Below are 13,473 nucleotides of genomic sequence, written 5' to 3'. Positions count from 1 at the left end.
GCGGGCACGCAAAGCGGCGGAACGAGGCGGGAATCCATCCGGCGGGCAACATGGCGACACGCAATCGAAAGAGTGACGATGCCGCCAAGTTAACACGCGCAAGCAACAGGAATAATTGTTAATTATCGGGTGTTCAATGAGAAATTCTCATTGATGACGCGGTGACTTCGGCCGCGAGCGCACGCGCGAAACGTTCGGCCGGACGCGACTGGTGTTCGAGCAGGACCACCGCGCGCCCCATCTGCGGCTGGCCGAACGGCAAGCGCGTGACGGGCGGCAGGCGCGCAAGCGTCGCATCGGGGAGCGCGACGATTGCCGCGCCGAGCCCTCTCGCCACCATGCGCGCGATCGTTTCCGCGCTGTCCAGCACCATCTCCTCGCGCACGCGCACGCCGATGCGGCGCAGCTCGGCGGCGATCATGCGGCCGGCCCATGCCTGCGCATCGAAGCGGATGAACGGCAGCGTGTCGAGCAGCGTGACCGCGTCGCGTTCCGCATGGTCCGGCGGCGCGAGCAGCCAGAAGCGATCCTCGTACAGCGTGGTCCACGTCAGTTCCGCCGGATGCGGGCGCACCGGGCTCGTCGTGATGGCCGCATCGAGTTCGCCGGCCGCGACGCGGTTCGCCAGTTCGGCCGACATCCCGGCCGACACGTGCACGCGCAGCCCCGGATGCGCATCGCGCAGCGCGAGCAGCGCGTCGGGCAGCGGGCCGGACAGCGCGGTCTGGATCGCGCCGATCCGCAGGCGCCCGACCAGCTTCTTCTCGTCGCTGAGCGCATCGGGAATCCGGTCGACCATCGCGAGCACCTGCTCGGCCTGCGCGAGCAGGATGTTGCCGGCCTCGGTGAGTACCGGCTGCCGGCGCGAGCGATCGAACAACTGCACGTTGTATTCGCTTTCCAGCGTCTTGATCTGCAGGCTCACCGCCGATTGCGTGAGGCCGATGGCTTCGCCGGCGCGCGCGAACGTCCGGTATCGGGCGATGGCGACCAGCGTTCTGAATGCGCGTAATGACATGGGCGGACGGAGGTGGGCAGAGGCAGCCGGGTGCGAAGCGGATCCCGGCCGGCGCGATTGACGGCGCGTTGCGATGAGCGGTTCGCAGGGCCGCCGCCAGGGTTCGCGACATCATGCCCGCGTGTCTCGAATCGGGCAACCGGCCCGCATGGCGCGCACCGCGTGTCGCCGATGACTCGCGACGGTTCGAGCATTCTTTAAAATGATATAGTTCTATTTTTAGAATGTTTGAGCCGGGCAGGCGTGTTTGGGGAAGCGCAGTGACGCGGGTTCCGGCGTGTCGAGACCGAAGTGGAAACAGGAGCAGGGGCATGACCAAGGTGGCACATCCGGGTTTGTCGTCGCAGCGGCTGAAGGCGCTCGACACGCGGCTGAACGAACGGTACGTGGCGTCCGGGCGCCTGCCGGGGGCGGTGACGATGATCCATCGCCGTGGCGAGCTGGCGCACGTCAACGTCGTCGGATCGATGGACGTCGAGCGGGCGAAGCCGATGCGTGACGACGCGATTTTCCGCATCTATTCGATGACCAAGCCGATCACGAGCGTCGCGTTCATGACGCTGGTCGAGCAGGGGCTGGTGGCGCTCGACGATCCCGTGTCGAGCGTGATCCCGGCATGGAAGGAGCTAGGTGTTGCCGTGGCGGGCGCACGGAGCCTCGGCGGGTTCCAGACCCGTCCGGTCGCGCGCGAGATGCTGATGGTGGATCTGCTGCGCCATACGGCCGGGTTGTCGTATTTCTTCCAGGCCCGCACGAACGTCGATGCCGCGTACCGCGAACTCGCGCTCGGCGAACCGGGCAACCCGGGCGGTCTCGACGGCATGATCGCGGACCTGGCCCGGCTGCCGCTCGACTACTCGCCGGGCGACGAATGGAATTATTCGGTCGCGACGCACGTGCTCGGCTATCTGGTCGAGAAGATCTCCGGGCAGCCGTTCGCCGACTACCTGAAGCAAGCGCTGTTCGACCCGATCGGCATGCCCGACACCGGCTTCTTCGTGCCGGACGAGCAGGCCGAGCGCCTGTGCGCGTGCTATCGACCGGGTGCGGATGGTGGGATCGTGCTGCACGACGACCCGGCTGCCAGCGCATTTCGCCGTCCGCCGGCGCTGGCATCGGGCGGCAGCGGGCTCGTGTCGACGGCCGGCGACTATCTGCGCTTCTGCCGGATGCTGCTGAATCGCGGATCGATCGACGGGCACCGGATCCTGAGCCCGAAAACCGTCGAGCTGATGACGATCAACCATCTGCCGGGCGGCCAGACGCTCGACCGGATGTCGCGCTCCACGTTCAGCGAGGCCGTGTATCCGGGGCTCGGTTTCGGGCTCGGCTTCGCGGTGACGCAGGACCTGGCCGCGACGATGCAGCCGGGCAGCGTCGGCGATTACTTCTGGGGCGGCGGTGCCAGCACGGCGTTCTGGATCGATCCGGCCGAGGACCTGATCGTCGTGTTCATGACGCAGCTGCTGCCGTCGACGACGTACCGGATCCGCCGCGACCTGCGGCATTGGGTCTACGGCGCGATGTGCGACGACGTCGATACGTCGGCGTGACGCGGTGCGCGGGTCAGGCCGCCGGCTTGCGGGTGGTTTTCCGGACGCCGGTGCGCGGCGACGGGATCAGGTCGGCACTGCGGTCGTCGCCGTCGAGATCGTGCGTGATATCGAGCACGAACCGGTCGGCGCGATACAGGTAGAGCCCGGCGTGGACGATGCAGCCGTCGCCGTCGGTCCACCAGCGGCGCATGCGAATCAGCATGTCGGCCATGCTGCAGTCGGCGCCGTCCGATGCGAGCAGGTCGGCCGTTTCCTGATCCGCATAGGCGGCCGTGATTTCCTGGCGCGCCTTCGCGAGCGGTAGCCGGTTGTATTGACGGACGAGATAACCGACCTTGTGCCGCGCGTCGCTGCCCTTCGGAAAGCGGTCGTAGGTTTCGCGCGCGACGTAGCTGTCCATCACGCCGTAAGGCGCACCGTCGTGCAGATGAAGCGTGCGGATCCGCATGTAGGCGGCGCGCATCGGCTGGCCCGTCTGCAATGCGGCGGGCAATTCGGTCACGGCGTCGCGCAGCAGCACGCGCAGCGTCTGGCCGGGTGCGAGCTGCAGCGGATCGTTGATCGCGGCGCGCAACGCCGGGTTATCCGCCGGCGAGACGACCTCGGCCGTGACGAACGTGCCGCGGCCGCGGGCGCTGCTCACGAGCCCTTCGGCGCTCAGTTCGGCCAGCGCCTGGCGCACCGTGATCGTGCCCGCCTGATAGAACGCGCACAGCTCGGGAATCGGCGGCAACTGGTCGCCGCGCTTCCATTCGCCCTGCTGGATGCGTCCGCGCAGCAGGCTGGCAATCCGCGCATAAAGGGCGACCCCTTTGCGTTCTGGGGGCGACGACGGGTTCAATTACGGGCTCCTGGAATGATGCGGGCGGTGGAGGGGGTCGGGGCAATGCCTAACATTCTACTATTGGAATGTATGACCCATTTCGCATGGCCGGCATCGTGGCGCCGCCGTGCGTCACACCCACAGCCGGTACATCCAGAACGATTCGTCCTCGATGAAGCGTTGTGTGAATTCGCTCGGCGAGAATCCCGTGATGCGCTTGACCTCGCGGCTCAGGTGCGCCTGGTCGGCGAACCCTTCGTCCAGTGCGAGCGTCGCCCAGTTGAACGCGGCACCGGCTTCGAACCGGTCGCGCGCCGCAAAGAACGCGCTTTCCGTCCTGACGAGCGTTTGCCATTCGCGCAGCGATCGGCCGCTGTAGGTCTTGATACGCCGCTCGACCTGGCGTGGGCTGTGGGTATGCCGCCATTCGCGCGCCTGCAGCGCGAGGCGCTCGACCCAGCTGCGTCCCGCATTGCGGAGCGACGACAGCGGCGTCGCGGGCCGCAGCGCCTGCCAGCGAGGCGCAAGATGACGTTCGATCGCCGCCAGCGCATCGGCATCGCGTTCCGCGCCCACCAGCGCATCGAGCAGCGGATGCCAGTCGTCGCCGAGGCAGGCGTGCGCGTCGAGCACGCGGTCGTGGATGTCCGCCAGCGCAATGCCGAACAGTGCCCGCGCCGCATCGGCGGTGAAGCAGATCATGCCGATCCGTCCGCCCGTCGGCGCCCAGGCCACGGTCGGGGCCGAATGGCTGCCCGACAGCGTCGCTGCGGCACCGAAGGGGCGCCACCGCGGCCCGTCGGCCGTGGGTTCGACGAAGCCCACGTCGAGATCCCGATACCACGACACGCACACGAGCGGCGTGGCCGGAAAATGCGAGAGCCGTTGCGCGTCGCTCAATGCGAACCCGCGCGTGTCGTGCAACACGATCGCGACCACCGCGCCCTGCAGGGCAGCCGGCGCGGGGTACAGCCGTCCATGCGGCGACCGCCCGTCGCTCAGCGCGCGGGGAGCGCGCGCCAGCGGATCGGGGCACGACGGCGAGATCGATGACGGGTCGGAGAACATGACGCCGGAGTATAGGGACCGGCCCGACGCGTGTCGATGTCGTTTGCGTTCAAGACCGCCCGCATGCCGATTCGGATAATCCGGCCCATGAACACGCGATCCACTTCCCAATGTCCATTCCATGCGGGCGCTTCGGCTTCGGCGCCCGTGCTTCACCCGCCCGGCGTATGGCCGCCGGGGCCGCGTGCCGGCCTGACGGGTTGGGGGCTGCTGCGCACGATGTCGCGCGACCTGGTCGGCACGCTGGCCGGCTGGCAGCGCGCATACGGTGACGTCGTGCACTTGCGCATGTGGCCCGAGCATGCGGTGGTCGTGACCGATCCCGCGCTCGTGCGCGAACTCCTGGTGACGCATCACGATGCGCTCGGGCGCTGGGAGCGTGCCGTCCGGGTGTTTGCGGAGGTCCACGGCAACAGCGTGCTGATCGCCGAAGGCGACGCGTGGCGCGACAAGCGGCACGCGTTGCAACCGAATTTCATGCCGAAGCCGGTGCAGGCGTTCGTGCCGTCGATCGCGGCGACGGCCGGACATGCGCTCGCGCAGTGGCCCGCGCGCGATCCGGACTGGCCGATCGAAAGCGCGCTGACGTCGCTGGCGATGGACGTGATCATGCGCACGATGTTCTCCGACGCGATCGGCGACGAGGCGCGTGCGGCCGAGGAAGCCGTGCGCGTGGTGAGCGCGGCGGCCAACGCCGATTTCTACTGGCCGGCAAGCGCGCCGGACTGGATGCCGTGGAAGCGCGGCAAGGCGCGGGCGATGGCCGTGCTGAACGGGCTGATCGACCGGCAACTGCATGCGCGTCTCGATCTGCCGACGCACGCGTGGCCCGACGATCTGCTGTCGCGCCTGTTGCGGCTGCATCGGGACGACGCACGGCGATGGCCGCTGCAGGCCGTGCACGACGAATGCATGACGGCGTTCCTCGCGGGCCATGAGACGACGGCCGGGGCGTTGACCTGGTGGGCCTGGTGCATGGCAGCGCATCCGGCGGCGCAGGATGCCGCGCGCGACGAGGTGGCGCGCGTGCTGGGCGGTCGCGCGCCGTCCGCCGAGACGCGATCGTCGTTGCACTACCTGACCCATACGCTCGAGGAAACGCTACGCCTGTATCCGTCCGCGCCGATCCTGATCAGCCGCCGGGCATCGCGGCCGATCGTGCTGGGGCCGTGGCAGTTTCCTGCGCGGACGCTGTTCATGCTGCCGCTGCAACTCATGCAGCGCGATGCGCGATGGTTTGCTGAGCCCGACGCGTTTCGTCCCGAGCGGTTTGCGGACGACGCGCCGGCCGCGCCGCGCGGCGCCTACATGCCGTTCGGCACGGGGCCGCGCGTGTGTCTCGGGCAGCATCTGGCGATGACGGAAATGACGGTCGTTGCGGCGATGATCCTGCAGCGCTACGCATTGTCGGTGCCGCCCGGCATGATGCCGCCGCGGCCGGTGCTGAACGTGACGCTGCGGCCGGAGCGTCCGCTGCATCTCGCGATCGCGCCCGCTGCGGGCGGCGGTACCGTGTGATGCGTGCCGCGCGGCCGGGCGAGCGGGGCGCCGATGCGACGGCGTATCGAATGCGACGCCATGCCCGGCGGATTTGCGCGTCGCTCACGATTGGCGTTCACGCGATGCGATGTCATCGAATCGTCGGAATGTGAATGCGAATCGGCCAATGGTCGTGGCGCCACTGGCGCGGCATCGCGCAGCACCTATGCTTGAAGGGCCCAGGCCGGGCGGAGCCCAAGGAGGATGGTCATGCGCATGCTTCTCAACATACGAATCCCTCACGAGCCGTTCAACACGCTGGTGCGCGACGGCAGCGTCGGCGACGTGATCGGGCGAATACTCGAAGCGGTCAAGCCGGAGGCCGTGTATTTCACCGAGCAGAGCGGCGGGCGCGGGGCCGTCGTGATCGTCGACGTGAATGATCCGTCGCAGATCCCGGCGCTCGCGGAGCCGTGGTTCCTGATGTTGAATGCGGACTGCGAGTTCCGCGTGGTGATGTTGCCGGACGATCTCCGGAACGCCGGGCTCGCGCAACTCGGTGAGAAGTGGAAGTAGCGGGAAGCTGCACATGCCCCTGCGCCTGCTCGAGAACCGGGCAGGCGGCATGACGCAGCGCTCGCGCGCCGACTAATGCGCAGGCTGCGGCGGTTCGACGTTCGCCGCTTCCCTGTCTTTCGGTCGCAATAGCAACAGCAGGCCGCTCAGTGCCGCAGCGGCGACGAACACGAAAAAGAACCGCTGGTTCCATTGATACTCGCTGGCGGACGCCGTGCCACCGTGATTCCCGGCCGTGGCGCCGATTTCCAGCAGGAACGTGAAGACGGCCGGCACCGGCGCGGAACCGAGGTAGGCCAGGAACGCGAACTGCAGCCGGCCACGGGTCAGGATCGACCAGATGTTCTTCCCCATCAGCCAGGCGACCAGCACCACGGGCGGTACGAGCACGATCGATGCGGCACTGATCGCGCACAGAAACAGCCAGCCAAGTCCCATGATCGGAATGAGCGACATGAATCGGGATTCCTGTTTTCGGGCAATCTTGTTGTGGACGGAGCGTCCGCATCGGTGTCGCGGGATGAACACGGCATGTGGCGCTTGACGGAGTGTGCCCGATTCCGCGCCGGTTGCCATCCATCAGCATCGACGCGGTCATCCGGCCGCGTCTTCCCCCAGCGCCTGGATGAACCGCGAAAACAGCTCGGGTTGCGACGAGATCCCGAGCTTTGCGTAAAGATGCCGCCGGTGCACCTTCACCGTTTCGGGTGAGATCGCGAGCCGCTCGGCAATCGCCTTCGACGAATTGCCGCGCAGCACCATTCTCGCGATCGACATCTCGCGATCGGTCAGCACGCCCGCACCGAAGCGGGCGAGCGCCTGCTCGACCCGCGCGCCGAGATCGGCGTCGGGCGCCACGCGCGCCGCATCGCCCACCAGCCGCCAGTGCTGCCGGATCGCCGCGAGCACCCACGGCATTGCGGCCGTCAGCTTGCCGAGCGGCTCGACGTCGAACCGCGCGCCCGCGCCGAGCGACAGCGACAGCAGCATGTCGGCGTTCGGCCGCACGAGGATCTGGATCTCGTCGTCGCCGACCGCATCGCGGAAGTAGCTCAGGAAATATTCGCTCTGCCGGAACAGGTCGGGCGCGACTTCCTCGAGCCGGTAGCAGCCGTCGGCGAGCCCGTCGTGCGCGGCCTGCAGGAACGGGTCGAGCAGATACACGCCGTTCAGGTAAAGCGGCACGGGTGATGCGGCATCGGTGCCGCCCGTGTCGTACTCGTCGAGCACGAGCGGCACGCCGTCGGGGCCGATCGCGGTCGCGAGCGCGTTGTCGAACGGCACCATTTCATTGAGCAGCAGCACCAGGAACCGCCAGAAACGCGGCTGGCCGAGATGATCGATTGCGCGGCCGAGCGCCTGGTGCATCGCGATTTCGGAAAAGAGACGATCCATACCACCACCGGAAGGGCGTAACACGAAGGGGGAATAGCGGTCCTGAAATTGGCTTCCTAGACTGCCACGCAATCAATCGGGCCCGAGTATGGGCGTTCAAAAAAAGTTGGCAAAGGATTGGCCCAAGCACAGGAGAACGAAATGGCGATGATGTCGGAATCGACGGGCACGCTGCAAGCGGCGCCTGCAACGGAAGACGCGCCGCGCGCGCTGTCGCAGACGCTCAGCGTGCGCGATGCGGTGATGATCACCGTCTCGGGCGTGACGCCCGCGAGTTCGATCTTCGTGATCGCGCCATTCGCGATCCAGCAGGCCGGCAGCGGCGCCGTGCTGTCGTTCCTGCTCGGCGGCGTGCTCGCGCTGGCGTTCGCGCTCTGCTACGCGGAGCTCAGCGCCGCGCACCGCAGCGCGGGCGGCGAGTACGTGATGGCCAAGCGCGTGTTCGGCACGCTGCCCGGCTACCTGACCTTCATCACGGTGCTGTCCGTCAGCGTGTTCATCCCGGCCGTGCTCGCGAGCGGCGCCGCGCCTTACCTGAACAACGCGCTCGGCACGCACTTCAGCAACCAGTCGGTCGCGCTGACGATCGTGCTGCTCAGCTACCTGCTCGGCATGCTGAACATCAAGACGAACGCGTGGATCACGGGCGCGTTCCTGGTGGTGGAGATCGGCGTGCTGATGCTGATCGCGGGCCTCGGCTTCGGTTCGCCGCATCGTGGCGCCGACGTGCTGGTCGCACCGGTCGTCGCGAGCGGCAACGCGCTCGTGCCGGCGACGCTGGCCGCGATCGTCCCGGCGATCGGCACCGCGATCTTCTGCTACAACGGCTTCGGCTCGGCCGCCTATCTCGCGGAAGACCTGCGCGGCGGCAACCGCAATGTCGCGAAGGCGGTGATCTACTCGCTGCTCGTGATCCTCGTCGTCGAATTGATTCCGCTCACCGCGATCGTGCTCGGCGCGCCGTCGCTGACGGAGCTGACGAAGAGCGCCGACCCGATCGGCTATGTGGTGCGTTCGCTGAGCAATCCGGCCGTGTCGCGCGTGGTCAGCGGCGGGATTTTCCTGTCGGTATTCAACGCGATCATCGCGATCGTGATCACGATGGGCCGCCTGCTGTACAGCAGCGGCCGGCACGCGCTCTGGTCGCGCACCTGCAACCGCGCATTCTCGACGATTCATCCGCGCTTCGAATCGCCGTGGCTCGCCACCCTCGCGCTCGCGGTGCCGTCGGCCGGGCTCGTGTTCGTGTCGAGCCTCGACGAGCTGACCGCGTTCACGGTCGACCTGCTGCTGCTGATCTATCTGGTCGTCGGCCTGGCCGCGCTCGCGAGCCGGTTCGTGCGCCGTGACGTCGAACACCATTACCGGATGCCGTTGTGGCCCGTGACGCCGCTCGTCGCGGTAGCCGGCGCCGCGTATACGCTCTACACGACGCTCGCAACGGCGACGAAACCGACCGACCTGATCATCATCGCGGGGTTGCTGATCGCCGCGCTCGTGATGTATGCAGTCTGGGCGCGCCACAGCGAAGCCTTCCGTACGCTCTGAGCGCCGGATCGAAAGCTTGCCGCACCGAAACACTGAAACACCGAACCATTGAAAGACTGGAGGAATCGCATCATGCGCACGAGGGATCTCGGCATCCGCATCGGACTCGGCACACCGGGCCGCTTCAACGCGATCACGGACGTTCCGGGCGTGCGGGTCGGACATTGCACGCTGAACGTCGAGAACGGCGACGCGTCGATCCGCACCGGCGTCACCGTCATCGAGCCGCGCGCGGGCGCCGCGCACGATTCGCCGTGTTTCGCGGGCGTGCACGTGCTGAACGGCAACGGCGACGCGACGGGGCTCGAATGGATCCGCGAGGCCGGCCTGCTTACCACGCCGATCGCCTATACGAACACGCACAGCGTCGGCGCGGTACGCGATGCGCTCGTCGCGAACGAGCGCGAAGCGGCGGCCGGCCGCGTGTACTGGTGCATGCCGGTCGTGATGGAAACCTACGACGGGCTGCTGAACGACATCTGGGGGCAGCACGTGAGCGCCGCGCACGTGCAGCGCGCGCTGGCCGCCGCACAGTCGGGGCCGGTCGCCGAAGGCGGCGTGGGCGGCGGTACCGGGATGATCTGCCACGAGTTCAAGGGGGGCATCGGCACCGCGTCGCGCGTGCTTTCGGCCGAGGCGGGCGGCTGGACCGTCGGCGCGCTCGTGCAGGCGAACTACGGCGTGCGCGAGATGCTGCGCGTGGCCGGCTACCCGGTCGGCGAAGTGCTGCGGCACGTGCCTTCGCCGTTCCGTGCGCCGGACGCGCAAGGCGAGGCCGGGATGGGCTCGATCGTGGTGACGATCGCCACCGACGCGCCGCTGCTGCCGCACCAGTGCACGCGCCTCGCGCAGCGTGCGAGCGTCGGGCTGGCGCGCGTCGGCGGCGGCACGGAGGATTCGAGCGGCGACATCTTCCTTGCGTTTGCAACGGGCAACGACGGCCTGCCGGCGGCGAACTACGGCAGCAAGGGGGCACCGACGACCGGCGTGAAGATGGTCAACAACGACCATATTTCCGCGCTGTTCGTCGCGGCGGCGGAGGCGGTGGAGGAAGCGATCGTGAATGCGCTCGTCGCGGGCGGCGACGTCGAATCGCGCGGTGCGCGGGTCGAGGGGCTGGGGCAGGCGCGCTTGCTGGATGCGTTGCGCGAGGTGGGTTGGCGGCCGGGGCGCGGCGCCTGAAACGGCATGCGCCGCTTCAATCGAAGCGGCGTGGGGGCGAGCGGCGATGCGGCGATCGGCCGGGCCGCGATCGGCCGGGCCGCCGCTCGCCCGCGCAAGCAGTGCGGGCGGTGCAGGCCTGGCCGTGACGACGCGGCGTCATGCTCAGCTGCCGAAGTAGACGTTGCAGAAGCTGACGGGGCCGACACAGGCGTTCGGGTCTTCCTGCTTCGATTGCGCACGATCGACGCGGCCGGCGGTTGCGACGGCTTCAGCGCGGTTCGCCTGTTGCTGTGCGACGTCTGCCGGTGCCGGCTGTGCGTGAGCAACAGCAGCGGTGAGCGACAGGGCAACGAGGGCGAGGTGCAGCGGCTTCATTTTGGTTTCTCCTGGGTGAGTGCCAGTCTCGCTGGCAGTGAGGAAACTATAGGCTCGTACTGCTTAAAGATTAATCACCGCGGCTGTAGAGCTTATTTCCATCCGGAACAAGGATCACGTTGCGCACGCACCGATCGTCAATGGCGATGCCGGTTGAACGGCGCGTCCTTGTCCAGCAGCGCGCTGCGCATGAAGTGCAGGCAGCCGACGATCCGCTGCATGCGGTGCCGCTCGTCGGGCACCGAATACCACGCCTGCAGCGTGTGCTGCGCCGCGCGGATCGCGAGATTCACCGATTTCAGCGTGCGCGCATGATGGCCGGGCGTCGGATCGTCGAAGAAGCGCGGCAGCTCGTGCAGCACCGCTTCGACGGAGCCGGTCCAGCGCAGTGTCTGCGGCGGTTTCGATGCGGAGAACGCGTTCAGTTCGTCGCGCAGGTCGATCACCGCGTGGCCGACCTCGAGCGTCGACAGCATCCAGCGCATCGCGTCGCGATGCTGTCGCGTGCGCCGCACGAGCAGCGTGCGCAGTTGCGCCATCAGGTCGTGCGTGCTCGACTGGAAGCGCTGCGCGAGGCCGTCCGTTGCCCCTTCGCATGCCAGCGTGACCTGGCGGCGCAGATCGTGCGCGATGCGGCCGGTGAGCCACGGCATGTGGGTCGGAAACACGACCGCGAACACGAGCGAGCACGCGAGCATCGCGATGACGATCGCCAGGCCGTTGTTGATCAGCACCTCGGGCGTGTATGCAGTCACGTTGTCGGGCCCCGCGAGCAGGCAGAAAAACACCGCGAAGCCGATCCCGTAGCCGGACAGTCCCGGCCGCATCGCGAGAAACGCGCCGAGGCCGAGCACCGGCGCGAGCACGGCGCACAGCAGCGGGAAGCCGTCGATGTTCGGATACACGTAGCACAGGAACACGTAGCCGACGGCGGTCGCGAATGCCGCGCCGACGCTCATCTGCGCGACGAACTTCGGCGCACGCGGTGACGTCGAGCTGAGTGCGCACGCGATCGCGGTGGCGATCACGGCGAGCGGGCCGCTCGGCCATTCGGACGCGAGCCAGAACGCGCTCATCGCGCCGACGGCGACGATCGTGCGCAGGAACGCGAACCCGACGAAGAACGAGTTGGTCTTCACCGCGTAATGCGTGACCGAGCGCTCGAATGCGTGATCGTCCTGGTCGAGCGACGCATAGGTGTCGGCGTAGCCGAGATATTCGCCGATGAAGCGGTACAGCAGCTCGATCGCCGTATCGAAGTCGAGCAGGCCGCCGGCCGCATGCGCCTCGATGTCTCGGCGCGATGCACGCGCGGCTTTCGGCAACGCGCTGTGGAAGCGGCGCAGTTCGAGCAGTGCGCCGGTGGCCGGCGCGATCCCGCGCTGGCGCTCGTCACGCAGCGCGGCGAAGCGCTGCGCGAGCGCGTCGACATGCGGCGCCAGCGCATCGAGCACCGCGTCCGAGCCATTGGCGCGTAGCCGCTTGACGAGCTGGTGCAGTGCATGCAGCCGCGTGCACGCGTTCATGAACTCGCTGTTCAACCGCGCGAGGCGGCGGCTGCGCGCGCGAATGTGCGGATCCTCGAACGACGCGAACGCGCGGTTGGCCTCGAAGCCGACGATATCGTCGACGAAATCGGCGAAGCGCCGCTCGAAATCGCCGCGTGCGACGTCGCCTGCGAGCGCGCCGGCCGTGAACGCCGCGAACGTCGCATGGCGGGTGCCCAGCGAACGCATCAGCGCCTTCGCGGAACTGAGCGGCAGGATCAGCGCGCTGACCGCGCCCGAGCACGCGATGCCGAGCGCGACTTCCGCGGCGCGGGTGAGCGCGGACTGGAACAGCGTCTGCGGGGTCATCACGGACGGCAGGCCGATCAGCGCGGCCGTATAGCCGGCGAGCACGAAGCCGTACCAGCGGAAATGGCGGTTGCGCACCGCGAGCGCGATGCAGGTGCCGATCCACAGCGTGATGCCGGCCATGTACAGCTCGGGCTGCTGCGCGAACAGCCCGCCGAGCGCGAGCGCGGCGACGAGGCCGGCCGCCGTGCCGAGCACGCGGTAGAAACTCTTGGCGAACACCATCCCCGACAGCGGCTGCATCAGCACGAACACGGTCGTCATCGCGGTGCGCGGCTGCGACATTTCCAGGCGCATCGCGATGCCCATCGCGAGGAGCGCCGCGAGTACGGTTTTCGCGAGGTGCAGCCAGATCAGCCCGTCGCTCGCGGCCCAGTCGCGCGCGGCGTCGCCGAGTGGATCGAGCCAGGTCCTCCATCGTGCCGGTTCGATGGAAGGTCGCTCGATCGCAGGTGATGGCTTCATGACTGGGGTGGGGCTCGTACGGCGCCGGGCGGGGTGCCGCGGCTTGTCCGAACGGTCCGTTCGACTGGTGAGGCGCCGATTGTAGGAGTGCGGCGCCCGCGCATTAACGCAGCTGCGGGGAAACGATAGTTGCAGCCGGAGTAACAATCT

The 13,473-nt window shown here is 68.0% G+C and carries 12 protein-coding genes; 5 read left to right on the top strand and 7 right to left on the bottom strand.

Annotated elements, in window-relative coordinates; all coding sequences use genetic code 11:
* Positions 1 to 133: 133 nt before the first annotated feature.
* A complete protein-coding gene (locus ACN8ZM_RS22935) occupies positions 134 to 1,018 on the bottom strand; it encodes a LysR family transcriptional regulator (RefSeq protein WP_043183625.1) in 885 nt (294 codons plus the stop codon).
* 311 nt (positions 1,019 to 1,329) lie between these two features.
* Here ACN8ZM_RS22935 and ACN8ZM_RS22930 point away from each other — a divergent pair, with 311 nt between their 5' ends.
* Entirely contained in the window at positions 1,330 to 2,571 is a 1,242-nt protein-coding gene (locus tag ACN8ZM_RS22930; RefSeq protein ID WP_420212466.1) for a serine hydrolase domain-containing protein, read from the top strand.
* A 13-nt stretch (positions 2,572 to 2,584) separates the two neighbouring features.
* Here the strand turns inward: ACN8ZM_RS22930 and ACN8ZM_RS22925 are convergent, their stop codons facing one another.
* Positions 2,585 to 3,415 (bottom strand): GntR family transcriptional regulator, encoded by an 831-nt coding sequence (locus ACN8ZM_RS22925; RefSeq protein ID WP_420212465.1) that lies wholly within the window; start codon positions 3,413 to 3,415, stop codon positions 2,585 to 2,587.
* A gap of 114 nt (positions 3,416 to 3,529) precedes the next feature.
* Positions 3,530 to 4,465, bottom strand: a complete 936-nt coding sequence (locus tag ACN8ZM_RS22920) for an AraC family transcriptional regulator (RefSeq protein WP_420212464.1) — start codon at positions 4,463 to 4,465, stop codon at positions 3,530 to 3,532.
* An 87-nt stretch (positions 4,466 to 4,552) separates the two neighbouring features.
* On the opposite strand from ACN8ZM_RS22920, the gene ACN8ZM_RS22915 reads away from it, so the two are divergent.
* A complete protein-coding gene (locus ACN8ZM_RS22915; RefSeq protein ID WP_420212462.1) occupies positions 4,553 to 5,983 on the top strand; it encodes a cytochrome P450 in 1,431 nt (476 codons plus the stop codon).
* 231 nt (positions 5,984 to 6,214) lie between these two features.
* A complete protein-coding gene (locus ACN8ZM_RS22910) occupies positions 6,215 to 6,520 on the top strand; it encodes a hypothetical protein (RefSeq protein ID WP_043183631.1) in 306 nt (101 codons plus the stop codon).
* 72 nt (positions 6,521 to 6,592) lie between these two features.
* Here ACN8ZM_RS22910 and ACN8ZM_RS22905 read toward each other — a convergent pair whose 3' ends face one another.
* Together ACN8ZM_RS22905 and ACN8ZM_RS22900 are read right to left on the bottom strand one after the other, a co-directional pair.
* On the bottom strand, positions 6,593 to 6,976 hold the full coding sequence (locus tag ACN8ZM_RS22905; RefSeq protein WP_420212461.1) for a hypothetical protein: 384 nt from the start codon (positions 6,974 to 6,976) through the stop codon (positions 6,593 to 6,595).
* 138 nt (positions 6,977 to 7,114) lie between these two features.
* Complete coding sequence (locus tag ACN8ZM_RS22900) at positions 7,115 to 7,915, bottom strand: helix-turn-helix transcriptional regulator (protein ID WP_301766474.1); 801 nt, start codon at positions 7,913 to 7,915, stop codon at positions 7,115 to 7,117.
* A gap of 141 nt (positions 7,916 to 8,056) precedes the next feature.
* On the opposite strand from ACN8ZM_RS22900, the gene ACN8ZM_RS22895 reads away from it, so the two are divergent.
* Positions 8,057 to 9,463, top strand: a complete 1,407-nt coding sequence (locus tag ACN8ZM_RS22895; protein ID WP_043183634.1) for an APC family permease — start codon at positions 8,057 to 8,059, stop codon at positions 9,461 to 9,463.
* Positions 9,464 to 9,535: 72 nt separating this feature from the next.
* Positions 9,536 to 10,645, top strand: coding sequence for a P1 family peptidase (locus ACN8ZM_RS22890; protein ID WP_301800379.1), 1,110 nt, complete (start codon positions 9,536 to 9,538; stop codon positions 10,643 to 10,645).
* A gap of 144 nt (positions 10,646 to 10,789) precedes the next feature.
* Here ACN8ZM_RS22890 and ACN8ZM_RS22885 read toward each other — a convergent pair whose 3' ends face one another.
* Both ACN8ZM_RS22885 and ACN8ZM_RS22880 read right to left on the bottom strand, forming a co-directional pair.
* Positions 10,790 to 11,002 carry a hypothetical protein gene (locus ACN8ZM_RS22885; RefSeq protein ID WP_043183635.1) on the bottom strand — a complete coding sequence of 71 codons (213 nt, stop codon included), beginning with the start codon at positions 11,000 to 11,002 and terminating at the stop codon, positions 10,790 to 10,792.
* 137 nt (positions 11,003 to 11,139) lie between these two features.
* Entirely contained in the window at positions 11,140 to 13,323 is a 2,184-nt protein-coding gene (locus ACN8ZM_RS22880) for an FUSC family protein (protein WP_043183636.1), read from the bottom strand.
* Between the last annotated feature and the right edge of the window lie 150 nt (positions 13,324 to 13,473).

Origin of the sequence: Burkholderia aenigmatica (assembly GCF_048627025.1) — a bacterium.
Classification (GTDB): Bacteria; Pseudomonadota; Gammaproteobacteria; order Burkholderiales; family Burkholderiaceae; genus Burkholderia; species Burkholderia aenigmatica.
This window is presented reverse-complemented; position numbering and strand designations above follow the sequence as displayed.